We start from the raw sequence: 26,451 nt of genomic DNA, 5'->3' as shown, positions 1-26,451 counted from the left end.
TCGATAAAAAGGGAGGGCTGGGGTGAGGTAAAGCCCTAATCTATTTCAAAGCTCCAGGGTAAGCTGGTAGCCTTCCTGCAGGCGGTCGTGCTGGTAGAGGAGCGAGCTGGTAGAAATGCCGAGCAGGCGTACCGGCTGTGGGGGCAGATGCGGTGTGCGGAGCAGGTCCCTGGCTACTGTGAAAATGGCATCGGCAGAGCTTATTTCGCTCAGGAAGGTCTTGCTGCGGGTGTTCAGGGTGAAATCGAAGTATTTGATCTTGAGTGTGATAGTTTTGGCGGTGGCTTTCAGGCGTTCCAGGTCGTGTGCTACTTCTTTTGCAAGGTGTTGCAACTGCTCCAGCATCGCTTCTTCTTCGGCCAGGTCGGTTTCAAAGGTGCGCTCCGAGCCAATGGATTTGCGGATACGGTGCGGCTGCACGTCGCGGTCGTCCTGGGCGCGGGCAATGCGGTAATAATAGCGGCCCACTTTGCCAAAAACACGCACAAGCTCTTCTTCGGAGCGCTGGCGCAGGTCGGCACCCGTCAGGATACCCATGCTTTGCATCTTGGTCGCCGTCACCTTGCCGATCCCATAAAACTTGCCAATCTCCAGGCCTGCTACCAGTTCTTCGGCTTTGTCCGGGGTGATGAGCGTAAAACCATTCGGCTTGTTCATGTCCGAGGCTATCTTGGCCAGAAATTTATTGTACGATACCCCCGCCGAAGCCGTAAGACCGGTCTCCTCAAAAATACGCTGCCTTATCTGGTTGGCAATAATAGTAGCCGAGGGCATCCCGACCTTGTTCTCAGTCACATCCAGGTAAGCTTCGTCCAGCGAAAGGGGCTCTACCAGGTCGGTGTAACTATAGAATATCTCCCGTATCTGCCGCGACACAGCACTATAGACATCAAACCGGGCTTTCACGAAAATGAGGTGCGGACAACGTTGGGCTGCAATTTTAGAGGCCAGCGCCGAATGTACACCATATTTACGGGCCTCATAACTGGCAGCTGCCACCACACCCCGCGCCCGGGAGCCACCAACTGCTACTGGTTTGCCGCGCAGTTCCGTGTTATCACGCTGCTCCACCGACGCAAAAAAGGCGTCCATATCAATGTGGATGATCTTACGGATAGGCTGGCTCACGTGATGGCTGGTTTAGAACTGCAAATTTACGAAAGTTTGGAAGTTTAAAGGGAAGAGAGTTTGGGAGTGAGCAAGTTTAGAAATTACAGGTTGCATCAGGGCGTGTTACCGTTATCAAACTATAGATCAGCTGTTTCAGGTGCTCATAGTTGTATGCTTCTGAAACCTGGCTACTATAACACATCCTGTCATACTCACTTCTGATGAAATTTTCATGTTATATAACTTTGGTAATAAAATAGAGTATTATATAAGGTAAAGTTCTTCTCAACGTGTTTTGGCCTGTCCGGTGCTGATAATCTGCGTATTAAGCTGCAGATGCTGATGCACCTTTATTTTCTGAACCCTCTAAATCACCGCTATGAAACAAATTTTACGCAGAAAGTACATCTTCCCGCAATCCTCTGTTACCAGCACTTCTGGCCGGAACTATAGTTGCCTTTACTATATGTTACCGGCTTTTTTTATGTTCTTCCTGGTTACTGCTCCGGCTGCCGCCCAGCTCACCAAGGTCTGGGAAACGCCACCTTATAAGCATAGTTCGGGTTCGGGCAATGGTTTTGTCGAGCAGCAAGTTGATGGAGCTGGTAATCTGGTTATTTTAGGGTCGGGTCTTACCTTATTTAAATACGATGCAACAGGCAAGCAACTCTGGACAGCCAGGCAGGAAACAAATGACAATTTCCCATCAAACCGTGCTCTACATTTAGATAACGCAAATAACATTTATGCCCTATGGGGAAATCAGCTCCTTAAGTATGGACCATCCGGAAATTTAATCTGGAACAAGACTTTTGACGGTGCACCGGGGACTATATTTAGTATAGCAACTATGGAGCTGGATGCAGCTGGAAATATTTACCTGACAGGTTTGATCAGTGACAACGGTACAAGTGTATTGAGCACACAAAAGCTTTCTGCAGCAGGTACAGCGCTCTGGACTAGCAAAGTAGCAGGGTTAGGGGCAGGAGAAACAATAGCTGTCGACAATAAAGGAGGTGTATTCGTGGCTACCTCCTCCTCCTCTTTAAATGTTGGTAACGAAAGTATTATTCTGTTAAAATTTGATGCGGCAACAGGCGAAGAGCAAATGCAACAGGTATTCAATACACCTCGCATCCCTGGTTATGGTGAGACCGCTGAAAAGATAATGATCACCAAAGCTGGCGAGATTTATATACTCGTGAATAAAGAAGGGGGCTATAATGGCTCCGAAAAGCAGGTTTTCTTTTATAAAACGACCCCAACTGGTACACTGATCTACAAAAAGGGAATAGGTAAAACTGATGAAGCAGTATTGTTTGATGCTGTTTTCGCTGCAAATGAAGATATTATAGTGTTAGGTCGGCTGCTGAAATACCGCATCACCTGGGACCATTTCATGACGCGGGTAAACCCAAATGCCGACCATATCTGGTACCATACTTTTAATGTGTACGAAGCCGATAATATGGTGCGTTACTTTGCGCCCTCTTCAAAGAATGGCATGGCCGTGAAGGCAGATGGAAGTATAGCCATTGCAGGTAGTTATTCATTCCTCAGGGTTACACAATTGGGTATGGCAGAAGTTTATACAGAATACCCGAAGCTGATTTTAGCGACCTTCAATAAGGATGGAAAAGAAACATGGCGTCAGGTAATGGAGCATACCACTTCTCGGGAGGGAAATGCCGGCGTCAGTTTTATAAATGATACAAGTTTATACTTTACAGGAGCTATCTCTACTTTGCCTTCCTTTAATACACTTGTAAACCTGATAACTGCACGCTACCAGGACTGCTCCGGTTTCACAGCCAGCGCCGGCTCAGATAAACAAATATGCGCAGGCGGAAATGTGCAGCTCCAGGCAACAGGCGGTACAACCTATAGTTGGTCTCCGGCTACAGGCTTGTCTGCTACCAACGTGGCGAATCCCACTGCATCACCAGCGCAAACCACTAATTACACCGTTACTGTTACCAACGCCGAAGGCTGCACTGCCACCGACCAGGTAGTAGTTACTGTTAACCCGGCACCTGTAGCAAAAATTACAGCTGGCGGCGCGACTACCTTCTGTACAGGAGGTTCTGTAGTTTTAACTGCTGATTCCGGAACAGGCTATAGTTACCAGTGGCTGCGCAATGGCTCGGCAATAAACGGTGCTACTACAGCAACCTATACGGCTACAACCGCAGGCAACTATACAGTAGTAGTGAATGCCGGTAACTGTTCTGCTACATCAGCGGCCATAGCAGTAAATGTAACCACTGGCGTAACAGCATCGGCTGGTGAAGATAAAGTGATCTGTGCCGGTGCAAACGTGCAGCTCCAGGCATCCGGAGGAACTACCTATAGTTGGACACCAGCAACAGGCTTGTCTGCAACCAATGTAGCTAACCCTACAGCCTCGCCAGCGCAAACTACAACCTACACCGTTACAGTGAGCAACGCTAATGGCTGTACCGATACCGACCAGGTAACTGTAACTGTAAACCCGGCACCGGCGGCAACTATAACTGCCAGCGGCGCTACCACTTTCTGCGAAGGCAGTTCGGTAACCTTAACAGCCAACACAGGCTCCGGCCTTACTTACCAGTGGCTGAAAGACGGAAACGTGATTAACAACGCAACCGGCAGCTCCTTTACCACACAGGCCAGCGGAGCGTATGCTGTGCGCGTCTCCAACAGTTCTGGCTGTACCACCACATCGGCCGTAACAAAAGTAACGGTTACGACACCACCAACCGTAAATGCCGGCGAAAACCAAAGTATCTGCGAGAATGCAAGTGCACTTACTTTGTCAGGATTCAGTCCGGCTGGAGGTACGTGGTCCGGGCCGGGTGTGAGTGCGAATGGCTTGTTTAATCCAGCTACTGCAGGCGTGGGGACGCATACGTTAACGTACACCATTACCCAGAACAGCTGTACCGTCAGATCAACCAAAACTATAACCGTAACCCCGGCCGTGGCTGCTGCCGGAACCATAACCGGCGATGCCACCGTTTGTGCCGGCGCAACTGGTCTTACCTATAGTATATCAGCAGTAACAGGCGCAACTTCCTACACCTGGTCGGTACCTGCTGGTTTTACCATAACAGGCGGACAGGGCTCACGAACTATAACCGTAACGGCAGGCACGGCAAGCGGCAGCATTTCTGTAAAAGCGCAGAACAGCTGCGGAAGCTCAGAACCCGCAACTATGGCTGTGAATGTATCGGCAGTGCCAGCGGCAACTATAACGCCAGATGGCAGCACTGCCCTTTGTGCAGGCGGGTCAGTTAAGCTCACTGCCACAACAGGTACCGGACTGACCTACCAGTGGCTCCGTAACGGCAGCGCCATCAGCAACGCTACCGGCAGCACTTACACTGCCACTACCGCCGGCGATTATGCCGTAGTGATACAAAATGCAGGAGGTTGCCCGGCTACCTCTACCGCAGTCAGGGTAACAGTAGCGGCAGCTGTAACGGCTTCGGCAGGAGAAGATAAAACGATATGTGCTGGCGGAAGTGTACAGTTGCAGGTATCCGGAGGTACTACCTATAGTTGGTCGCCGGCAACGGGCTTGTCTGCTACCAATGTGGCTAACCCGACAGCAACGCCGGGCCAGACAACCACTTATACCGTAACTGTAAGCAACTCCAATGGCTGCACTGCTACCGACCAGGTAACTGTAACCGTAAATGCGGCGCCAACCGCCACTATAACCACAACCGGCAACACCACTTTCTGCGAAGGCGGCTCGGTAACCCTACAAGCCAGTACCGGAGACAACTATAGTTATCAATGGCAGCGCAATGGTACAGCTATATCGGGGGCTACGGCGGCAACCTACAATGCTACTCAAAGTGGCAACTACACCGTTACCATAAGCAGTGGTTCCTGTCAGGCTACTGCGCAGGCGGTGGCTGTAAATGTAAGCAGCAACGTCCGCAGTAACAGCATTGCCACCGGTAACCAGACCCTTTGTGGCGGAGCAGCCGCTGAAATGCTGCAGGGAAGCACCCCGACCGGTGGAGCCGGCACCTATAGTTACCAGTGGCAGCAAAGCACAGACGGTACCAGTTACACCAACATACAGGGAGCCACCACTCAGAACTATAGCCCGGGCACCCTGAACGCTACTACCTGGTTCAGAAGAGTTGTTACATCGGGCAGTTGCAGCAGCACCAGCGAAGCCGTGAAAATTACTCTCGCACCAGCACCAACCGTAAGCCTGAGTGCTTTTGATAAGACCTGTGTGGGAGGAACGACGATAACCCTGACCGGCGGACAACCGGCCGGCGGTACCTATAGTGGTCCGGGCGTGAGCAACGGCATTTTTAACCCGGCAACAGCAGGAGAGGGTACTCACACTATTACCTATAGTTACACCAATGCCAGCAACTGCACGGCCACAGCTACGCAAACTATAGTTGTAGAAGCAACCTGCACCCCGACTGGCGTGGAAGACGAAGAGCCGCCGCATAAGTTTGTGATGTTCCCGAACCCGGCAAAAGATAAGCTGTACCTGGAAGTGGATCTGCCGCAACGCACCGATGCCACGCTGCGCCTGGTGGATGCCCGCGGCCGCATCATCCTCGAAAAAGTATATACCGGCCAGGCAGGAGCCTTTACTGAAACCTTACAACTGGGGCAGGCAGCCCGCGGCCTTTACATCCTGCAGTTTACAACTAAAGAGGGTATGTACTCGCGCAGGGTAGTGCTGTGGTAAATAATACCATCACTTGTTGCCATAGCTTCCGTATAGTTTTACTTTGCAGAAACTACTAAATCGGAAGCTATGAGCAATAAAGTTTGGTTTATTACCGGTGTATCGGGTGGCTTTGGCCGAGCGCTGGCCGAAGAAGTTGCCAGACAGGGCGACAAAGTGATCGGTACAGTGCGGCAACACCGGCAACTCGAAGAATTTAACGCCATATCGCCGGGCAATACCTTTGCTTACCTGATGGATGTGACCAATGCCGATGGGGTAAAAGCTACGGTAGAGGCCGCCATAAAGCACATGGGCCGGATTGATGTGCTGGTAAATAATGCCGGTTTCGGTTTTCTGGGAGCCGTGGAGGAGGCAACTATAGCTGATTTCAGAGAGGTGATGGAGGCCAATTTCTTTGGGGCACTGCAGGTTACCAAAGCTGTACTGCCGCACATGCGCGAGCGGGGCAGCGGGCATATACTGCAGATGTCGTCGGCAGCCGGTTTCCGGAGCACGCAGGGCTTTGGCGTGTACAATGCCTGCAAATTTGCTTTGGAAGGGATGAGCGAGGCACTTGCGCTGGAAGTGAAACCGCTGGGCATTCATGTGATCATAGTGGAACCGGGACCGTTCCGGACCAATTTTGCGGGCTCCAGCATACGAGCTGCAAAACAGGAACTGCCTGCCTACGAACAAACAGCCCGCGTCTTTAAAAACACCATTTTAGGCTATGCCGGCCAGCAGGAAGGCGATCCGGTAAAAGCAGCGCAGGTTATTGTGCAGGTTGTGAATGCTGAGAATCCACCGTTGCGCCTGCCGTTGGGTAGCACGGCCATCACGGCTGTCCGTAAAAAGCTGGAACAGGTGGAGCAGGATGTGCAGGCCTGGGAAAGCATTGCTTCCAAAACATCTTTTGATGCATAACTTCTAAACAATCACCTGACGAGCAATAGTCAATTGTTCATATTGCAGAATACCAAACTGAACATTGGGCTTTGCGGCTTCCATGTTCAGTTTGTGTTAGGGTAAATTTGAAGAAGACATTACAATAGCAGCCGTAGGACAACAGGCTTTCTGGTAACTATAGTTTGGTTCCCTCTCAAAATCCGCATTTTTAATTTCTAATTTCTAATTCCATAGTCACCCTGAACAAATCTGCAATGCTATAGTTAGATAAAGGATAACTATAAACTACAAGCTATGAACGTATTATTTGTGCTAACATCGCATGACAAACTGGGTGATACCGGCAAAAAGACCGGTTTTTGGGTAGAAGAATTTGCCGCGCCCTACTATACCCTGGCCGACGAAGGCGTGAACATAGAACTGGCCTCCCCGAAAGGCGGACAGCCACCCATCGACCCGAAAAGTACGGAACCCGATGCGCAGACGCCGGCAACCAAACGGTTTTACGAAGACGAAGACCTGCAGCACAAACTCTCCAGAACTAAAAAGCTGAGCGAGGTGCGGGCCGAAGACTATGATGCTGTATTTTACCCCGGCGGGCACGGGCCGCTCTGGGACCTGGCTACCGACAAAGACTCCATCAGGCTGATTGAAGCATTTTACAGCGCGAAAAAACCGGTGGCGGCCGTGTGCCATGGTCCGGCCGTATTAACCCAGGCCAAAACCGAAAACGGTGAGCCGCTGGTAAAAGGAAAAAAAGTAGCTGGCTTTACCAACTCCGAAGAAGAAGCCGTGCAACTGACCAACATTGTACCGTTTTTAGTGGAAGATAAGCTGAAGGAACTGGGCGGCAACTATAGCAAAGCGGCAGACTGGCAACCTTACGTGGTAACTGATGGTTTGCTGATCACAGGGCAAAACCCGGCATCATCGGAACCCGCGGCCGAAGCCTTGCTGAAAATGCTGCGGAAAGAACGCCAGACAGCCTGATCTGAAATTTAAATGATAGCATGATAAAGCCCTGTCCGGCAAAAGCTGTGGCGGGACTTTGTCATTTTAACTATAGTTGAACAATTTGTGTAGTTTCAGGTACCTACACTATAACCCGATTTCTACCTACATGAACAGAAGCATCCGAAAAATACACAAAGCGGTTTACGCTCCCATGGGCGACCTGGTAACCTACCGCGCGCTGCCCACCAACTCCGTAGAGTACATCGACCCGTTCCTGTTCCTGAACCACCACGGGCCACAGATCTATAAGCCGAACAACTATGGACTGCCATTTGGCCCGCATCCGCACCGTGGTTTCGAGACGCTTACGTTTATTCTGGAAGGCGATATCATGCACCAGGACACCGGTGGCGGCAAAGATGTGATAGAAGCTGGCGGGGTACAATGGATGACCGCTGGCTCCGGCCTGATCCATGCCGAGGTATCATCAGAAAAGTTTAAGCAGGAGGGAGGGCCGCTGGAAATTCTGCAACTATGGTTTAACCTGCCGGCCAGTCACAAAATGGCGAAACCAAACTATATCGGTTTACAGAAAGAAGCCATACCGGTGGTAGAAGAAGACGGCGGCAAAGTAAAAGTGAACGTGATCTCCGGCAACTGGCGCGATACCAAAGGCCCGATCCCTTCCATCAGCGACATTCATATGGCCAGCATCGAGCTGAAAGCAGGCGGCCGCTTAACCACAACTATAGAAGAGGCGCACAACATCTTTTTTTACGTAGTGCGAGGCACGGTAACCATCAACGGCAAAACTGCTGAAAAACTGCACCTCGTAGAGTTCACCAACGAAGGCGATGAACTGACGGTAGAAGCCCTTGAAGACAGTTACATCCTGCTCGGCCACGCCAAACCGTTTAACGAGCCGGTTGTGTCGCATGGGCCATTCGTAATGAACACCGAAGAAGAAATTCACCAGGCCTTCCGCGATTACCAGCAAGGCAAAATGGGCGTGTGGAAGTAGGTGTCAGAATGGTGTTTTGTGTGTCGTATTTAGATTGTAAGGCAGAAAAAACTACTATCTACGAATTACGAAACACCAAACACGACACACAAAGCTTACCTACTGCGTTTCGGGCCGGATGTACTTTTGCGGGAGCTTTGCCCGGTTGGCCTTGAGGCAGGTTTGGTAGTTCTGCTGCTGCCACGAGCGCCTTTTGCACTGCCGGCCCCGCCTTTTTTGGGGCCGCTCTCTTTGGGTCTGCTTTTACCAATGCGTGGTGTGCTGCCTACTTTGGCTACTTTTATACCCGGGTTCTGTTTTGCACCTTCTTTCCTGCCACCACGATCCGAACTATAGGTAGCGCCGCGTTCTCTGCTGCTTTCAACTCTGCTGGCTTTTCCGGTTACTATGTCGCGCAGGTGCTGTACTTCGGAGCCGGTTAAGGTGCGCCAATGACCGCTTGCCAGTTTGGCCAGCGTAATGTTCTCTATCCGGACGCGCTGCAGGTGCACTACTTTGTAGCCCAGGTTTTCGCAGAGCATTTTCAGGTTGTGGTTGGTGCCTGGTGTCAGTACAATCCTGAAGCGGGTAGATGCTTCTTTGGCAATAAAGGTCTTCTGCAGCTTTTCGCCTTTTTCATCTTCGCCACCCCCGATCAGTTTCGCAATAAATTCCGGCGTGATAATCTTATCAACCGTTACAATAAATTCCTTCTCGAACCGGTTATCGAGGCGTGTGATCTGCCGCACCAGTTCTGTATCGTTGCTCAGGATAACCAGGCCTTCGTGGTCGCGTTCCATATAGCCGGCCGGCTCCAGCGAAGCCGGGTAATTAATAGCGCGCACCACGTTATCGCGTATCGCCGGGTCCGACTTAGCCGACATCCCCACAGGTTTGTTCACTACCAGGAAAGCAGGTTTCTCCTCCCGCACGCGCAGTATCTCGTCGTCTATCCGCACCTTGTCTTTGGGTGTTACCAGCATGCCCGGCTCCGGCAGTCTGCCATTTACGGTTACACGTTCTTCTTCTATCAGCCGGTCTGCCTCACGACGCGAGCAAAAGCCGCTGTCGCTTATAAATTTATTCAGTCTCTTTGGTTCCATGGTATGGGTAGCGTATGGTCCTGTTACTATGTTCCGTGCACGCCAGTTTTATTCCTGCTGTAAAATTACAGGAAAAGGCTGGCTTTCCCTTTTTTAATTATGATTTCTCTTCTGGCAAGCTGAGCGATAGTCTGTTTTATCTTCTGTAGGCTATAGTTAGTATTGTCGAGCGCAGCCGAGACATCTTATGTGTCTGATAACTCTTTTCTACTCTTCTGTCATTTCGAACAGAGTGAGAAATCTATCTCAGCCTATAGTTGAAGTACAAAGGCTATAGTTCTATAGTTGACTTTGCCTACTATTCGACACAAGCCATAGTTCTATAGTTACCTTTAATCCTGGGAGCTCTACTTACCTATAGTTTTATAGTTCATTTGGCTCCCTCCTGGGCCGGGAGGCCCCGTCTTCGGGCATCGCGCTGCTGCCTTCTTGCTATCCTCGTGCCTCGGATTGCCTGCGGCACCGCAACAAGTCAAAGGCGCTCAACCCAAAGACTGATAGCACATTCGATAGCTGCTGCCTTAGCTATTGTTGCTGTACCTGCTCTTGGTTAAAGTAGATCGGTTTTTCTCGTGGTCATAATTCTGTAGGGACAGGTCGCGACCTGTCCGCTCATGGCCTGTAACTATAGAACTAAAATTCAAACTATAGCAAAGACGGAGACTGTCCCCTTGAGGGGACTACAGGGGTGTTAAAGCAGTAACTATAAAACTATAAGTTCAACTATAGCTATAGCCAAAATTCCCCTCCTTGGTTAAGGAGGGGCAGGGGTGGTTTGAACCACTGCAACTATAACCTAACTACAGCGACTAGAATAGTCTCCCTCTCCTGTTTTAGGGGTAGGGGCCCTCGATAAAAGGAGAGGGCTGGGGTGAGGTAATCCTGTAAATCCTGATTCAAATTAGACTACCTTCGTTTACCACCACTTCTGCCACCCGACCGGCCGCTGGTATTGCTTTTGGCAGCGCCACGGGAGCCGCGGTTGCCGGACGAGGTTTTGGGTTTGTCGCGCTTGGCGGAGGCTGTTTTTTTGCCGCCGGTTTTAGAGGCACCGCCCGGGCGGGAAGACTTGCCGGAAGCAGCACCTGTATTACGGGTGTTTGCTCTGTTGCTGTGGCCGCTGTTTTTTCCTGCGTTACTGCTCTTATTAGGGGTCGATCCTTCTGCTGTTTTCACTGATCCGGAAACAAGACGCATCAATTCGGTCAGTTCGGCTTCGGTCATTTCGCGCCACTGGCCCAGCGGAATCTTGTTCAGCGACAGGTGCATGATACGGATACGCTGCAGGGTTTGTACTTCGTAACCTAACGCCTCTGTCATGCGGCGGATTTGGCGGTTCATGCCCTGGGTAAGGATGATGCGGAATTTGTTTGGACCAAGCTGTTCTACAAAACACTTTTTGGTATTCACGCCAAGTATAGAAACGCCATTGCTCATGCGCTCTACAAAGCTCTGGTTTATAGGCTTGTCTACGGTTACAATGTATTCCTTTTCGTGGTTGTTTCCGGCCCGGAGAATCTTGTTTACAATGTCGCCGTTGTTTGTCAGGATGATCAGGCCTTCCGAATCTTTATCCAGTCGGCCTACCGGAAAAATGCGCTCGGGGTAATTTACAAAGCTAATGATATTGTCGCGCTGCGATTGGTCGGTGGTGGTTTCGATACCCACAGGTTTATTAAGCAGCAGGTATACAGGCTCTACGGCGTCTACTTCCAGTAAGCGGCCATCTACCCGTACTTTGTCGCGGGCGGTTACTTTGGCTCCAATTTCGGGTTGCTTGCCATTTACGGTAACGCGGCCCTGTTCAATCATTTTGTCGGCTTCGCGGCGCGAGCAAATGCCGGTTTCGCTTATAATCTTGTTTAATCTGATCGGTTCCATAGTTGAGCAGGCAGCCTTGGCGCAGCTGATTTATCCTGAATTAAAATTCAAAGTTACGGAAAACGAACAGTAAAATACCTGCCCGGGTGTTTTCTGAACAAAAATGGGCCGAAGTAAAGCAAAAAGGCAACCTCGCAGGGCTGCCTTTTTTGATTCTGTATATGTTCCAGCTTTAAGCGGCTGTCTTTTCTTTTACTTCTACTTCAATTACAGCTAATTTTTGCTGCCTGATAGAGAGTAGGTAGCCTACCAGCGCGCCTACTATAGCCGGAAGCAACCAGCCCATGCCCAAACTATAGAGCGGCAGGTATTCGGCGAATATCTTGCTGATCGTAAGCTCGATACCGGCCGCGTTGAAGCCATCTACAAAACTTACAATTCCTGTAAAAAGTACCGACCAGGTATATACACTGTTTCGTTTGCCCAGTACAGCACCCAGCAAGGTTAAAGCTATGAGCACGATCACGATCGGGTAAATGGCTGCCAGTACCGGTACCGAAAAAGAGATGATCTGGGTAAGGCCTACATTCGAGATCAGCGTACTAACTATAGTTAAGATGGCCACATAGGTTTTGTAGGAAATGGCTGGATAGATCCTGTTAAAATAAGCCGAGCAGGCCACAACCAACCCGATGCTGGTTGTAAAACAGGCAAACAGCACCGCAATACCCAGCACAAAGCTGCCGTATACCCCAAACTGTAACTGCGAAACACCGGTAATGATCTGTCCGCCGTTATCGAGGTGGCCTAATGGAATAACGCTGGTTGCACCTGCATAAGAAAGACCTACATAAACTACAGCCAGACCGGTTGCTGCAATTAACCCGGCCTTTGTACAGACTTTAGCAATGCTGCGGCTGCTTTCCACGCCCTTTGCCCGGATAGCCTCGATCACGATCATGCCAAATATAACAGCACAGATGGTATCCATGGTCAGGTAGCCTTCCTTAAAGCCTTTAAAGAACGGAGCGCTCTCGTAAGCGGCCAGCGGGGTTTGTATAACACCCAACGGATTAACGAAGGTGGCAACCAGCAGCACCAGCAACACAAACAAAAGAATCGGGGTCAGGATCATGCCGATGCGATCCACCACCTTGCCCGGGTTAAGCGAGAGCCAGTAGGTAACAGCAAAAAATACGATAGAATACAGCACCATGCCCCAGGCAGAGGTCTTCAAGGCCTCAGGCAGGAAAGGCGAAACACCTATTTCATAAGAAACTGTAGCCGTTCTGGGTACTGCAAACAGGGGGCCTATGGTCAGGTAAATAATGATCGGGAACAGCAAACCAAACAGCGGATGTACCCTGGCCGAAATAGCCTGAATGTCTTCGTTCCTGGAGACCCCGATGGCAATGACACCCAACAACGGCATGCCTACACCTGTTAGCAGAAACCCGATAATAGCGGGTAAAAGGTTGGTGCCGGAAGCCTGACCAAGTGATAACGGAAAGATAAGATTGCCTGCGCCGAAGAAAACAGCAAATAGCATAAAACCAATAGTAATGGTTTCTTTAACGGAGAGATTGGTATTTTTCAAGACTGCTGAATTGGTACTGTTAAATAATCGTTCTGCAAGTAAACACTCTAATTTTCAAAATCCTACACATATTTCGGGTTTTAGCTAAGTGCTATTGCCTGTAAGAACACCGCTGCACTATAGAAATTGTAAATTTCTAAAATAGAATTGTAGCAAGAACTGTGCCCTCTGTAACTATAGTTTTACCTCGCTTTCCTGTTTTAAGGTGTCGGGTTTCCCTGGTTGCAGGGTAGAAGCCGGCAAGGCCAGCAGCGGCACACGCGGGCGTGCGGTTATCCGGCCGGTCACACTTTTGTCCAGCAGCCGTGCTACCATGTTATGGGGTTGCGGTATCAGTACCAGCAGGTCAGCTTTCTCGGTCCGGATAAAGTTCTGGATGCCCCGTGCCACATCTTCCTGCACATCAAAATTGATGGTGTAAGGAATAGCCTTAAACTGTTCTGTCAGGTGCTGAAGTGGCTGTGTCGTGTCGAAAGTATCGCGCTGGGCTTCGTTCTTGTAAAGGTGCAGCACCTGTAGGTTTGCCTTAAAGGTCTGTACAAAATGGCTCAGGAAGTGGAGATCAGCCTGGGCGTGCAGTTTGCTCAGGTTAACCGCGAAAACTATAGTTGCAAACTTATCGAAGTGTACTCCTTTTGGTACGGCCAGCACGGGCACCTGGCTCGCCTGCATCACCGAAATGGTAGTACTGCCAAGCAGCGCCTGCGCAATGGCATCGCCGCCCTGCATCCCCATAATCACCAGGTCCGCCTCAAAGGTAGCAATCGCTTCCAGTATTTTCTCATAAGAGCCGCCCATGCGGGCAACAGCTTTCAGGGGTACTGTATCAAATTTGCCCTCCTCACTGCTACGGGTGTTCAGGTCCTGCTTGGTTAGTACTCCAAATTCCAGCAGGGCTTTGGTTTTGCCTTCTTCCAGGGCCTTTATCACATCCATGGCATCGTAGGCAGCCGGGGGCGACATAATCGGGTAAAAAGCGTGGAAAAGAATGATCCTGGCACCTGCCAGCTGTGCTATCTCAAAAGCATAGGTCAGGGCGTTGCGGGAGTTTTCGGAGTAATCGACGGGTACTATTATATTTTTCATGGCTGCTGTCGGGTTAGGTTCAGTTCGCCTGTTAAGGAACAACTATACTGTAAAAGTACTGCCTTCCGCTGCCGGAAACGTTGCTTAATGTCAGTAGTGGAGTATGAGATATATCAGCTTTAAAACCAAAAAGGCTGCCGGTAGGCAGCCTTTTCAGCAATCGTAAACAGGAAAAATATTAGTCTAAGCCACCTTTACGGGTAGGCTCGCGCTGGGCAGGCCAGGTCATTGGCTCGCCGGTGCGTGGGTTGTTTGGTAATTTAATGCGCTCACGGTTAAACAGTTCCGGCTCTTCGCTGGCTTTGTAGGCAAGTATAGCTACCAGTATGGCATTGCTGCGCACATCATCAAACACGATCTTATCATAAGTATCGCGGTTGGTGTGCCAGGTATAGTTGCCGTACGACCAGTTAAGCGAGCTCAGCATAAAGCCCGGAGCACCGGCTGCCACAAACGAGGCATGGTCGGAGCCACCACCACCCGGGAAGCCCGGAAACTGCGTCTCGATACCGCTTGTGATCTCGCGCGGAGCAGCGCTCAGCCAGCGGCCCAGGTAATCATAGGCATGTAGGAACCCCTGGCCAGAGATGTTCGCCACACGGCCGGTACCGTTATCCTGGTTAAAAACAGCCATGGTTTTAGCTACAATCTGCGGGTTATCTGCCACAAAAGCACGCGAGCCGTTCAGGCCCTGCTCTTCGCTGCCCCAGTGGCCAGCAAGGATAGTGCGTTTCGGGTTAGGATACATTTTTTTCAGGATGCGCATGGCTTCCATCATCACTATAGTTCCGGTACCATTGTCGGTTGCGCCGGTTCCGCCATCCCAAGAGTCGAAGTGGGCCGACAGGATCACGTACTCATCTGGTTTCTCGGTGCCTTTAATTTCGGCGATCGTGTTGAAAGCAGGGGCATTTTTCAGGTTCTTAGATTCGGCCTGGATGCGGATCTGTGGTTTTCTGCCAGACTCCACCAAGCGATACAGCATGCCATAGTCTTCCAGCTCAATATCTACAGTCGGGATCTTTTTAGTATAAGCACCGAAAATTTTGTTCACGCCAAAACCGCCGGACCAGTTAGAGGTAACCACACCAGCAGCGCCGGCTTTCTCCAGGGCTACAGGCAGGGTGCGGGTGTTCAGGCCGGTTTTTTTGATGCGCTCGTTCCAGTTGTCAGTCGCTTTTTTGCGCTCTTCCTGCATCTTCTTCAGCGACTCTTCAGTAGCAAACTCTTTCCAGTTATACTCCGGACGGCCGCTTGGCTGCATCATCGAGATCATTACCAGTTTCCCTTTTACGCTCGGCAACCACTTCTGGAAAGCGATCGAGTCGGCCAGGTCCGGTAAGATGATCAGTTCCGCTGTTACGCCTTTGCCTTTTGTGCCTGGGTTCCAGGCCAGTTGTATGCCATCCAGGGTCTGCAGGCGCGGGTGCACCATGTCGATGTGCGTAATGCCGCGTTCCCAGCCGCGCCACTCGCCCCATTTTTCGTTGCGGGCATCTATGCCCCAGCTTTTGTACTTGGCTACTGCCCAGTCGTTGGCCTGCTGCATTTGCGGAGTACCCACCAGGCGTGGGCCAATACCGTCTAACAGTTCGTGGGCCAGTGTCTCGAGCTGCGAGTTTTCGGTGGCTTCTTTTACAATGTTTTCAACTACCGGGTCTTTGGGCGCCTGTGCGTGGGCAAGGCCGCCGGCCAGAAACAGCAGTACTACGAAGGATTGTAATTTCTTCTTCATACAGGTAAGATAAGGGTGATTAGCAATGATAGTTTATTTTGTTCAGGGTTTAGAGTCAAGTTAGGCATAAAGGTTTAATCTGAAAACCTGAATATTCTGAATTGCAGTTATAACATGGGTCAATTGTTGGTTTAATGCTGCCTGCGCCTGTATTTTTATAGTTTTACAGAAACTAATTGCCCGTATTCGTACTTACATAAGCATACCAGGGAGAACGATAGATGCTGGAATATTCGATGTTTGAGCGGCTGCCATTCCGGAGCCAGGCCGAAGTGATTGCCAAAACCGGAACTATAGTTGCCAGCCGGCGATACGGGCAATGGCATGTAACGCTGTTTGCCCTGAACGACCGTTTTGTGGAACTATGGAGCGGCGAGCAGGCGCAGGTGTTCAGTACGTTTAAAGAGGCCGCCAGCAAAATAGCTATTTTTGAGCCCTACCTAAATGAGGTGAATATAGGTGAGCTGGAAAGGTAGCAGCAGGCCCTGGTTAACCGCATCCGGAAGCTGGTCAGGCACGCATGCAGTCTGCAACAGAACAAAGTAGTAGGGAGCTAAAAGATGCCGTTTCACAACAAAACAGCAGCAAAACCGGTATCGGTTACAGTAGCCGGTAGCAGGAATATGCGCTTTTTGTAATATAATTTGCTTGGCTATAGTTAAAGGCTAATTTTGTGCCTGTAGTACGTACTCACATTGCAAAACATAAATACCAAACGCATGAAAAAGCTATTATTCACCGTAACCTGCTGTGCGGTGCTCGCAGCCTGTGGTAGCGATAAAAAATCGGAATACGACCGTTATTATGAGCAGGATTACCGCGACTCTGTAGCTACTGCTATGAAGAACGCGCCGCAGACCAAAACCGGTGCAACAGCTGCCACCAACGAAATGACGGACTCTGCTGCTACAGCACCAGCCGAACCGAAGAACCAGTACGAAGAAGTAGCTACGGCCCTGATGGCCAAATCAGACTGCCTTGCCTGCCATAAAGTAGAACAGAAAGTGGTGGGGCCATCTTACAACGATGTAGCTGCTAAATATGAGTTTAACGACAAGAACGTAGATTACCTGGCTGAGAAGATCATTAAGGGTGGCTCCGGCGTCTGGGGTGAGATCCCAATGCCTCCGCACGCAGATATGAAGAAAGAAGACGCGCAGAACATTGCCCGTTACGTGCTGTCTCTGAACAAATAAGCGCAGGTCTGCTACTAATGTAAAGGCTGAAAATTGTCCGGTGCGGCAGTTTTCAGCCTTTTCTTTTGCAATTCCGTTTTTGTTGGGTATGAACTTCAATTCAGGAATACAGACTAAAAAAGCTGAACTGGTACTGGATGCCAAAGCTACCTTGGCAGAGGGGCCGATCTGGCACCCGACAGAAAATGTGCTTTATTGGGTAGATATAGAAGGCCGGAAACTCCACATCTTTAACCCGGAAACCGGCGAAAACAAAACCTTTGACGTGAAAGAGCGGGTCGGAACTATAGTTCCGCTGGAGCGGGGCGGTGCAGTGGTCGCTTTGCAGAATGGAATCCACAGGATCGACACCCAAACCGGCGAGCTTAGTTTTGTAGCACATCCCATACAGGAAAATGATATCCGTTTTAATGATGGCAAATGCGATGCTGCCGGCAGGTTTTGGGTGGGAACCATGGCGCTGGATAAACGCAAAGGCACTGCTGTACTTTACCGGATGGATCTGGACAAAACTATAGTTCAGATGCTGGATAACCTGACCATCTCCAATGGCATTGTCTGGACAGCGGATAACAAGACCATGTACTTCATCGACACCCGCTCGCAACAGGTGCAGGCATTTGATTTTGACCTCGAAAGTGGCGAGATCAACAACGGTAGGGTAGTAGTGAAGATCGAAAAATCGGAAGGTTCGCCGGATGGTATGGCCATTGATGAAAATGATAACATCTGGATAGTTTTGCACGGCGGAGGAGCTGTTTTAAACTATAACCCGAAATCAGGAGAGTTGCTGCAAAAAATAACCGTGCCGGTACCGCAAACTACCGCCTGCGCCTTTGGCGGCAAAAACCTGGATACGCTCTACATTACAACCGGAACCGAAGGTCTTTCTGAGAAAGACTTAAAAAAGTATCCGGCGAGCGGTGGTATATTTGCCGTAAAACCGGGAGTTAAAGGTGTTCCGGCTCATTTCTGTAAGATCAAACTATAGGATATCAGCCTGAACAAATAAACCTTCATCCTGTTCATCAGAAACCATTAAAACAAACTATAAACTATGAGTAAAGCTAAAGCATACGCCGCCTTCGACCCGACCAGCCCGCTGGGCCCATGGGATTTTGAGCGCCGCGAAGTTGGGGAACACGATGTGCAGATCGAGATAAAGTACTGTGGGGTTTGCCACTCCGACCTGCACCAGGTGCGCAACGAGTGGGGCGGCGCCATGTACCCGTTGGTTCCCGGTCACGAAATTGTGGGTGTGGTAACTAAAGTAGGCAGTAAAGTAAAGAAGTTTAAAGCAGGCGACCTGGCTGGCGTGGGCTGTTTTGTAGACTCGTGCCGTGAGTGCCATAGTTGCAAGGAAGGCTTAGAGCAATATTGCGAAGTGCACAATGTAGGTACGTACAGCAGCTATGAACGCGATGGCAAAACTATTACCTACGGTGGCTATTCGTCGCACATTGTGGTGGATGAGAACTATACCCTTAAAGTGCCGAAAAACCTGGACCTGGCCCGTACGGCGCCGTTGCTTTGTGCCGGCATCACGACCTATTCGCCTATTATGCAATGGGAGATTGGTAAAGGCCACAGAGTAGGTATAGTTGGTTTGGGCGGACTGGGCCACATGGCGGTTAAAATTGCTGCTGCCAAAGGTGCCGAAGTAACCGTGCTGAGCACATCCCCAAACAAAGAGCAGGATGCCCGCGACTTGGGAGCTCACAACTTTGCCGTTACCAAAGACCCGGAAACGCTGAAGAGCCTGCGCAATTCCTTCGACTTTATCATCGATACAGTTTCAGCACCGCACGACTATAACCTATACCTCTCGATGCTGAAGCGTGATGGAACCATGATCCTGCTGGGTGCGCCACCGGAGCCATCTCCGGTTGCAGGTTTCAGCCTGATTGCCCGTCGTAAGCGCCTGGTGGGTTCTATGATCGGGGGTATTCAGGAAACGCAGGAAATGCTCGATTTCTGCGCCGAACACAACATCATGTCCGACATCGAACTGATTCCGATTGCTGAAATTAACACGGCCTACGAACGCATGTTGCGCAGCGATGTGAAGTACAGGTTCGTGATTGACATGGCGACTTTGTAAGAACTATAAACTATATTGAAGGCGGCTTCTGCTACTATAGTGGAAGCCGTTTTATTTGATCATTTTCCAACTATAAACATAACCATGAACCATACCTACACAGGCAAAGTAATGTGGTCGCACCTGGATGCCAACATGCACATGCGCCACTCTGCCTACGCCGATTTTGCTGCACAAGCCCGTTTAGAGATTTTAGAAGAAATGGGCTTAGACATGAGGGTTTTTCAGAAACTGCACATCGGCCCGATCCTTTTCAGAGAAGAGACTACTTACCTGCGCGAGATAGGCGCAAACGAAACGATAACTGTGACCACCGAGTTGAGCAAAGCCCGGAAAGACGGCTCCCGCTGGTCCATCCGGCACGAAATTTTTAAGAAAGATGGCGTTAAAGCCGCTGTTATAGTGGTGGATGGCGCCTGGATGGATGTACTGAAACGCAAACTAACCGCCTTACCAGACGAACTGGCAGAACACTTTATGCAGATCAAACGAAGCGCTGATTTTGAGGAGATGGAGTAAATAAGCATGGCGCGAGCGTCCTCGCTCGTGACTTTTTATAGTGGGGCCTCTGGCCCCTTTTTTATAACTATAGTTAATTGAGCGTACTTTAACTGGGCGGGACGCCCAACTATAGTTCGACACGAGCGAAGACACTCGCGCCATGAAACTACTATTTCTTAAGCACCCACGTCGTCATGCTTCTATCTTGTTCAACTATAGTTGTTTTCAGTGGATCAAGGCGTTCTGCGCCAAGTTGCTTTTCCAGTTCTATTAACATCTGCTCGTCTGCTAAAAACCAGACTGGCCCGTGTGCCATGCGGTAGAAGCGGCCCTCCAGATGCTGTAATTTCCCTTCCAAACCTATCGTTGTACTGAACCTGCAAAACAGCATGCCGCCCGGTTTCAGCACACGCCATAGCTCGGAAACTATAGTTTTAAAGTGTTCCTCACTTCTGGCAAAATGGAGTACGGCACTGCAGATCACAACATCAAAAGCAGCGTTCTCAAAAGGTAAATTCTCCAAGTCAGCAACTAAATAATTGCGTGCAGGCAGGGTAGGAGCCAACTCTCTTGCCAGTTGCTTTACCTTTTCGATAGCTGTTTCTGAAACATCGGCTCCGTACACTTTTACGCCGGCCTGCATCAGGTAATACACGTTTCTGCCGTTGCCACAACCAGCATCAAGCAGCTTCATGCCTTTCTGTATCCGTCCTTTCAACAGCTGGTCGAACAGGTAAATATCGATATCGCCGAATTGTGCTTTTAAAGAAGTAATGGGCAGATGGAACATGGCGTTTATAGTTACAGATAACTTCAGCGAGGAAGCATTTACCCTAAATTAAGACGATTTTGCTATCCTTTTTGCTTTATTTTTAAGAATATTGAAGTAGCATATATTTTAAGACAAACTATGAATACTGCACCAGTAACAGAAACGATTCAACGCTCCGGCTTATCGGTTAGCGAGTTTATACAGAAATACGCCAATCATCCGACTTATATTCCGCCAACCGGCCCGGAACTGAACGCCAAAAACTGGCAATCGGAGGCAGCCCTGCGCATGTTCCTCAACAACCTGACCGACGAAGTAGCTGAAGACCCTTCGAGGCTGGTTGTGTATGGTGGTATTGGGCAAGCGGCGCGCACGGTACAGGACGCGCAGAAGATAATTGAAGTGCTGCTGAACCTGGAAGAAGACGAGAGTTTGCTGGTGCAGTCGGGCAAGCCGGTTGGTAAAGTAAGAACCCATGCCGAAGCGCCACGTGTGCTAATTGCCAACTCAAACTTGGTACCGCATTGGGCTACCTGGGAGCACTTTAACGAGTTGCGCGAGCGTGGCCTGATGATGTACGGGCAGATGACAGCCGGCAGCTGGATTTACATTGGTACGCAGGGTATTTTGCAGGGTACGTACGAGACCTTTGCTGCCTGCGGAAGAATACACTTTAACGGCGACCTGCGTCACAAACTGCTGGTAACCGGCGGTTTAGGCGGTATGGGTGGCGCACAACCACTGGCGGCAACTATAGCCGGCGCTACTTTCCTGGGTGTTGATATCGATCCGGAGCGCATCAAAAAACGCCTCGAAACCCGCTACATCGACAAAATGACCTACGACTACGAGGAAGCCAAGCGCTGGGCCTTAGAAGCCAAGGAAAAAGGCGAAGCGATCTCAATTGGTCTGGTTGGCGATATCGGCGATGTGCTGGAAAGACTGATTCAGGATAACATTACCCCGGAGATTTTAACAGACCAGACTTCGGCACACGACCCGATTAACGGTTATGTACCAAACGGCCTGACGTTAGAAGAAGCAAAGGCACTGCGCGAAAGCGATCCGCAGGAATACAAAGCCCGCTCTCTGAAGAGCATGGCGCGCCACGTGGGCTTTATGCTGGAATTACAGAAGCGCGGGAGTCGCACCTTTGATTATGGAAATAACCTGCGCGAGTTTGCACAGCAGGGCGGCGAGAAAAATGCCTTTAACATACCGGGCTTCGTGCCGGAATACATGCGTCCGCTGTTCTGCGAAGGCAAAGGACCTTTCCGTTGGGCTGCCTTGTCTGGCGACCCGGAAGACATAAAAGTAACCGATGCAGCCCTGAAAGAGCTGTTCCCGGAAAATGAGCACATGATCAAGTGGCTGGACGAAGCGGAAGAGAAAGTAGCGTTCCAGGGACTGCCTTGCCGCATTTGCTGGCTGGGCATGGGCGAGCGTGAAAAAGCTGGCTTGCTGTTCAACCAACTGGTACGCGAAGGTAAAGTAAAAGCTCCAATCGTGATCGGTCGTGACCACCTGGACTGCGGTTCTGTTGCATCGCCGTACCGCGAAACCGAAGGAATGCTGGATGGCTCTGATGCCGTGTCGGATTGGCCATTGCTTAACCTAATGTCGAATACGGCGAGTGGTGCTACCTGGGTATCGTTCCACCACGGCGGTGGCGTAGGTATCGGTTATTCGCAGCATGCGGGTATGGTAATTCTGGCAGATGGTACCGAACGTGCCGACCGTTGCCTGAGCCGCGTACTGCACAACGATCCGGCCATGGGTATTTTCCGCCACGCCGACGCCGGCTATGAAACCGCGCAGGATAATGCAGAAAAATTTGGGTTGAAGATTTAACCTCACCCCAGCCCTCTCCTAAAAACAGGAGAGGGAGTTTTGGTGCATTGTAGTAGTTGAGCCATAGTTCTATAGTTGCTGCTTTAACACCCCTATAGTCCCCTCAAGGGGACAATTTCGGCTATTGCTATAGTTTAAACAATGGTGCTATAGTTTCAAACCACGAATAGGACAGGTTTACCTGTCCCCATGGAACTAATACCGCGGAAACGCCAAGCAACTATAACCTATCAAACTATAAGAGCTGTAGCTATCGAGTGATCACAGTCTTTGGGTTGAGCGCCTTGTAGATTTTTGGCGCCGTCAGGCATTGCGACGTAGGAGCAAAAGAAATATACACCGCGCGATGCCCGAAGACGGGGCTCCGCGGCCGGGAGCGCACCAAAGCTAACTATAGCACAATAGGTGAGTAGAGCTCCCAGGATAAGCAATAACTATAGAATAGACTGCTTGTGGCAAATGGCAACTATAGTTAGCTATAGGACTTATAAGATGTCTCGGCTATCGCTCGACATGACTGAATATAAACTTTAGTTTGAGATAGATTTCTACAGCTACGCTGGCTCTCTTCGGCTCCGCCTCAAGAGTGTTCGAAATGACAAGAAAATTCAACTATAAATCCGATAACATCAGTATAAAACTTTCTAATTACAACTATAAACTATGAACCACGAAAACTACACTTTAATCGGTCCTTTTACCCAGATCCTGACCATGGCTAATTTGCCGGAAGCCGGACCGATTACCGATGAAGAACTGGAAGTAATTGAAGAGGGTGGTGTTGTGGTTTGTGATGGAAAGATAAAACTTATCGGCAAGTATAATGTACTGCTGAAAGTAGCGCAGGAAGAGCATTACAAACTCGAGAAAATAAGCGAACCTATGGTGCTCATGCCTGGTTTGATCGATTCACATACACATATATGCTTTGCAGGCTCTCGCGCCAACGACTACGCCATGCGTGTGGCCGGAAAATCTTACCTGGAGATTGCCCGTAGCGGCGGCGGTATACTGGACAGCGTACGTAAAACACGCGAAGCAACCGTTGTGGAGCTGGTTGACCTGCTGAAAAAACGCTGCGACAGACACCTGAATGAAGGCGTAACTACCTGCGAAGTAAAAAGCGGCTATGGCCTGACGGTAGAAGAAGAGCTGAAAATGCTGGAAGCGATCAGGCTGGTAAACAAGCATCACGAGCTGGACCTGGTTCCGACCTGCCTGGCTGCTCACATGCGCCCACCGGAGCACACCGATTCCAACGTTTACTTACAGCACATTTTGGAAGAACTGTTGCCTCAGGTGAAAGAACAGGGACTGGCCGACCGGGTGGACATTTTTATAGAAGACACAGCCTTTACCGAGCAGGAATCTTTGGAGTATTTAACAGCTGCAAAGGAGTTAGGCTTTGATATAACCGTACATGCCGATCAGTTTAGTACCGATGGGAGCAGAGTAGCTGCCGAAGTAGGTGCCGTGAGCGCTGACCACCTGGAAGCCAGCGGCGATGAAGAAATTGCTTTACTAAAAGAGGCAGGTGTGGTTGCGACTGTGTTGCCGGGTGCATCATTGGGATTGGGTATGCATTATGCGCCGGCCCGTAGAATGCTGGATGGCGGACTTTGTGTTGCCATTGCCACCGACTGGAACCCCGGTTCAGCGCCAATGGGCGACCTGATTATGCAGGCAGCGCTGATCGGGGCAGCGGAAAAGCTCACTATAGCCGAGACACTTGCTGCCATTACCACCCGTGCCGCCAAAGCCCTTAACCTGACCGACCGCGGTTGCCTGGCAAAAGGTACCCAGGCCGACATGATCGCATTTGAATCATCAAACTATAAAGAGATACTTTACTTCCAGGGTAAGCTGAAACCAACTATAGTTTGGAAGCAGGGGAGAAGAGTATAGATTAGGAAAAACCTGAAATATATTATGGCGCGGGCGTCCTCGCTCGTGACGAACTATAGTTTGGGCCTCTGGCCCAGTTGGATTACAAATCCAACGTTATACCTAAGTCGCGGATCACAGATCCGCGACAGTAGAACAACAATCAACAACTAACAACCAGCAATTAAAATGTATAAACCCACAGCACCCAGCACCTGGAAAGGCAGAATAGACACACACGACGGCGAAGAAGGCAAACGCTGGCACCAGGGCGTAAAGCAGCTGAACCTGACTGAAGAGACCGAACCGGCAGATGTAAGTCAGGCAATCGCTTTTCTGGGGTTTTGCTGCGATGAAGGGGTACGCCGTAACCAGGGCAGGGAAGGAGCAGTGGAAGGGCCCGCTGCGCTACGTCAGGCAATGGGCTCGTTTGCCTGGCACCTGGATGATGATGTGGCGCTGTTTGACGCCGGCGATGTGTACTGCACCAACCAGAACCTGGAAGAAGCGCAGAAGCAGCTCGGCAAAAAAGTGAATACCCTGCTTTCAAACACCTATAAAACTATAGTTCTTGGCGGCGGGCACGAAACCGCTTACGGACACTTTTTAGGTATAAAACAGGCCTTACCGGAAGGGCAGCAACTGGGCATCATTAATTTCGACGCACATTTTGATCTGCGTAGTTATGAGAAGCAACCCAGTTCGGGCACACCTTTTCTTCAGATTGCCGATGAGCTTGTAGCAGATGGAAAAGAATTCAATTACCTGTGCCTGGGTATTCAGCAATCCGGAAATACGCATAAACTGTTTAATACAGCCGAAAGCTACGGTGTAAACTATGTATTTGCCCCAGCCATGCAGGTGTACAACTACGAGCAGCTGCGCGAAAAACTACAGCAGTTCACGGAACTGGTAGATGTATTGTATGTGAGTATCGACATGGACGTGTTTGCAGCCGCTTATGCACCCGGTGTAAGCGCCCCCGCTGCATTAGGCATCCACCCCGAAATTGTGCTTATCCTGTTGCAGGAGATCATCGCAAGCGGCAAATTATTATCACTGGATATTGTTGAGCTCAACCCAAAACTCGACATTGATAACCGCACAGCAAAATTGGGAGCCTCCCTGCTTTACCATGTGGTACAACAATGGAGTCAGGTGTAAAAGTATCATACCGCAAGTTTGAGCGCAGCGGTAACTTGTGGTTAACGTTGGTGCCAGTTTGCAACTGGCTTTGTTTTGGATAAGCAAGGCAAACTATAGCTGCAACTATAGAACTATAGTTTGCCAAACTCCATAATTTCACGCTGGCGCGGATCTGTGATCCGTGCCTTACCTATCATGTTGGATTTGCAATCCAACTGGGCCAGAGGCCCAAACTATAGTTCGACACGAGCGTGGACGTTCGTACCATGGTCATTATTCCAACTATAGCTCTTCCCAACTATAGGCTTCCGCAAAACTATAGTTTTCTGCTCGTGTAGAAAGCCAGTTGCAAACTGGCGTCATTGATAACCACAAGTTACGCTAACGCTAAACTTGCGGTATATAAAAAGGCCTTGCAGTCATTTTGCAAGGCCTTTTTATTTTACCTCCCGACCTTGAATCTGGTCCAGTAAGTAGTATCGGATGTTTTTACCTCTACCAGATAAGTGTCGGGTTTTAGTTTGCCTACGTTGTAGCTCCAGGCGTGCTGGGTTTTGGTATTGTTAACCGGTTTTTGAAACACTTTCTGCCCGGCGGTATTGGTTATCTCCAGCACCGCATCTTCTTTCAGCGCCTGCTCAAAATCAAGCTTAAAAGTGCCCTTTTTATCCGGCTTCAGATAAATGCCAGACAGGGTTTCGGAGTAATTGGTGCAGGCGGTATGCAGTTCGTGTTCCTCTGTCTCGTGTTTCTGGGCTTTTGCAGGAGCTGTCTGCATTACAATCAGCGCTGTTACAGCTATCAGCCAGGCATAGGTTTGTTTTGTCTTCATAAACTTCTCGTAGTTAAAAGTACCGTTCAGCAAGGGCTACTGCATTTTTAAGGCCAGAATTCGCCTTGAGTTCTCTACTGAGATAAAATTTTTTCAGGCAGGTTGGAAGACGGGCAAAAACAAAGGGCAGCCGCCATACGTCAACTGCCCTTCATCATGAAAA

General features: G+C 49.9%; 20 protein-coding genes. 12 read left to right on the top strand and 8 right to left on the bottom strand.

What is annotated here, in order from left to right; genetic code table 11:
• Positions 1–45: 45 nt before the first annotated feature.
• On the bottom strand, positions 46–1,092 hold the full coding sequence (gene dinB, locus H7F15_RS12620; RefSeq protein WP_221627074.1) for a DNA polymerase IV: 1,047 nt from the start codon (positions 1,090–1,092) through the stop codon (positions 46–48).
• Between the two features lie 397 nt (positions 1,093–1,489).
• On the opposite strand from dinB, the gene H7F15_RS12615 reads away from it, so the two are divergent.
• The 4 genes from H7F15_RS12615 (at position 1,490) to H7F15_RS12600 (ending at position 8,684) form a co-directional block, all read left to right on the top strand.
• Positions 1,490–5,821 carry a T9SS type A sorting domain-containing protein gene (locus H7F15_RS12615; RefSeq protein ID WP_185197349.1) on the top strand — a complete coding sequence of 1,444 codons (4,332 nt, stop codon included), beginning with the start codon at positions 1,490–1,492 and terminating at the stop codon, positions 5,819–5,821.
• 69 nt (positions 5,822–5,890) lie between these two features.
• Complete coding sequence (locus H7F15_RS12610) at positions 5,891–6,727, top strand: oxidoreductase (protein ID WP_185197348.1); 837 nt, start codon at positions 5,891–5,893, stop codon at positions 6,725–6,727.
• A gap of 276 nt (positions 6,728–7,003) precedes the next feature.
• Positions 7,004–7,699, top strand: a complete 696-nt coding sequence (locus H7F15_RS12605; RefSeq protein WP_185197347.1) for a type 1 glutamine amidotransferase domain-containing protein — start codon at positions 7,004–7,006, stop codon at positions 7,697–7,699.
• A 130-nt stretch (positions 7,700–7,829) separates the two neighbouring features.
• On the top strand, positions 7,830–8,684 hold the full coding sequence (locus tag H7F15_RS12600; RefSeq protein WP_255481233.1) for a pirin family protein: 855 nt from the start codon (positions 7,830–7,832) through the stop codon (positions 8,682–8,684).
• A 95-nt stretch (positions 8,685–8,779) separates the two neighbouring features.
• Here H7F15_RS12600 and H7F15_RS12595 read toward each other — a convergent pair whose 3' ends face one another.
• The 5 genes from H7F15_RS12595 to H7F15_RS12575 form a co-directional block, all read right to left on the bottom strand.
• Entirely contained in the window at positions 8,780–9,766 is a 987-nt protein-coding gene (locus H7F15_RS12595; RefSeq protein ID WP_185197346.1) for a pseudouridine synthase, read from the bottom strand.
• Between the two features lie 906 nt (positions 9,767–10,672).
• On the bottom strand, positions 10,673–11,647 hold the full coding sequence (gene rluF, locus H7F15_RS12590) for a 23S rRNA pseudouridine(2604) synthase RluF (protein WP_185197345.1): 975 nt from the start codon (positions 11,645–11,647) through the stop codon (positions 10,673–10,675).
• Positions 11,648–11,819: 172 nt separating this feature from the next.
• On the bottom strand, positions 11,820–13,184 hold the full coding sequence (gene brnQ, locus H7F15_RS12585) for a branched-chain amino acid transport system II carrier protein (protein ID WP_185197344.1): 1,365 nt from the start codon (positions 13,182–13,184) through the stop codon (positions 11,820–11,822).
• Positions 13,185–13,358: 174 nt separating this feature from the next.
• Positions 13,359–14,270: a universal stress protein gene (locus H7F15_RS12580; protein WP_185197343.1), complete on the bottom strand. Its 912-nt coding sequence runs from the start codon at positions 14,268–14,270 to the stop codon at positions 13,359–13,361.
• A 178-nt stretch (positions 14,271–14,448) separates the two neighbouring features.
• Positions 14,449–16,005, bottom strand: coding sequence for a M20/M25/M40 family metallo-hydrolase (locus tag H7F15_RS12575; protein WP_185197342.1), 1,557 nt, complete (start codon positions 16,003–16,005; stop codon positions 14,449–14,451).
• Between the two features lie 221 nt (positions 16,006–16,226).
• Here H7F15_RS12575 and H7F15_RS12570 point away from each other — a divergent pair, with 221 nt between their 5' ends.
• From H7F15_RS12570 to H7F15_RS12550, 5 genes are all read left to right on the top strand, one after another.
• Positions 16,227–16,481, top strand: coding sequence for a hypothetical protein (locus H7F15_RS12570; RefSeq protein WP_185197341.1), 255 nt, complete (start codon positions 16,227–16,229; stop codon positions 16,479–16,481).
• Positions 16,482–16,724: 243 nt separating this feature from the next.
• Positions 16,725–17,201, top strand: a complete 477-nt coding sequence (locus H7F15_RS12565; RefSeq protein WP_185197340.1) for a c-type cytochrome — start codon at positions 16,725–16,727, stop codon at positions 17,199–17,201.
• 88 nt (positions 17,202–17,289) lie between these two features.
• Positions 17,290–18,192, top strand: coding sequence for an SMP-30/gluconolactonase/LRE family protein (locus H7F15_RS12560; RefSeq protein ID WP_185197339.1), 903 nt, complete (start codon positions 17,290–17,292; stop codon positions 18,190–18,192).
• A gap of 66 nt (positions 18,193–18,258) precedes the next feature.
• Positions 18,259–19,302 (top strand): NAD(P)-dependent alcohol dehydrogenase, encoded by a 1,044-nt coding sequence (locus tag H7F15_RS12555; protein ID WP_185197338.1) that lies wholly within the window; start codon positions 18,259–18,261, stop codon positions 19,300–19,302.
• A gap of 84 nt (positions 19,303–19,386) precedes the next feature.
• Entirely contained in the window at positions 19,387–19,821 is a 435-nt protein-coding gene (locus H7F15_RS12550; protein WP_255481232.1) for a thioesterase family protein, read from the top strand.
• A gap of 151 nt (positions 19,822–19,972) precedes the next feature.
• Here the strand turns inward: H7F15_RS12550 and H7F15_RS12545 are convergent, their stop codons facing one another.
• On the bottom strand, positions 19,973–20,593 hold the full coding sequence (locus H7F15_RS12545; RefSeq protein WP_185197337.1) for a bifunctional 2-polyprenyl-6-hydroxyphenol methylase/3-demethylubiquinol 3-O-methyltransferase UbiG: 621 nt from the start codon (positions 20,591–20,593) through the stop codon (positions 19,973–19,975).
• 120 nt (positions 20,594–20,713) lie between these two features.
• Here H7F15_RS12545 and hutU point away from each other — a divergent pair, with 120 nt between their 5' ends.
• The 3 genes from hutU to hutG all read left to right on the top strand — a co-directional run bounded on the left by hutU (position 20,714) and on the right by hutG (position 25,474).
• Positions 20,714–22,426, top strand: a complete 1,713-nt coding sequence (gene hutU / locus H7F15_RS12540) for a urocanate hydratase (RefSeq protein WP_185197336.1) — start codon at positions 20,714–20,716, stop codon at positions 22,424–22,426.
• Between the two features lie 663 nt (positions 22,427–23,089).
• A complete protein-coding gene (gene hutI, locus H7F15_RS12535; protein ID WP_185197335.1) occupies positions 23,090–24,331 on the top strand; it encodes an imidazolonepropionase in 1,242 nt (413 codons plus the stop codon).
• A 168-nt stretch (positions 24,332–24,499) separates the two neighbouring features.
• On the top strand, positions 24,500–25,474 hold the full coding sequence (gene hutG / locus H7F15_RS12530; protein ID WP_185197334.1) for a formimidoylglutamase: 975 nt from the start codon (positions 24,500–24,502) through the stop codon (positions 25,472–25,474).
• 424 nt (positions 25,475–25,898) lie between these two features.
• Here the strand turns inward: hutG and H7F15_RS12525 are convergent, their stop codons facing one another.
• Positions 25,899–26,288, bottom strand: a complete 390-nt coding sequence (locus H7F15_RS12525) for a T9SS type A sorting domain-containing protein (RefSeq protein ID WP_185197333.1) — start codon at positions 26,286–26,288, stop codon at positions 25,899–25,901.
• Positions 26,289–26,451: the final 163 nt, after the last annotated feature.

The organism is Pontibacter sp. Tf4 (genome assembly GCF_014212495.1).
In the GTDB taxonomy this organism is placed as follows: domain Bacteria; phylum Bacteroidota; class Bacteroidia; order Cytophagales; family Hymenobacteraceae; genus Pontibacter.
The sequence above is the reverse complement of the archived record's forward strand: the minus strand, read 5'-3'. Positions and strand labels throughout refer to the sequence as shown.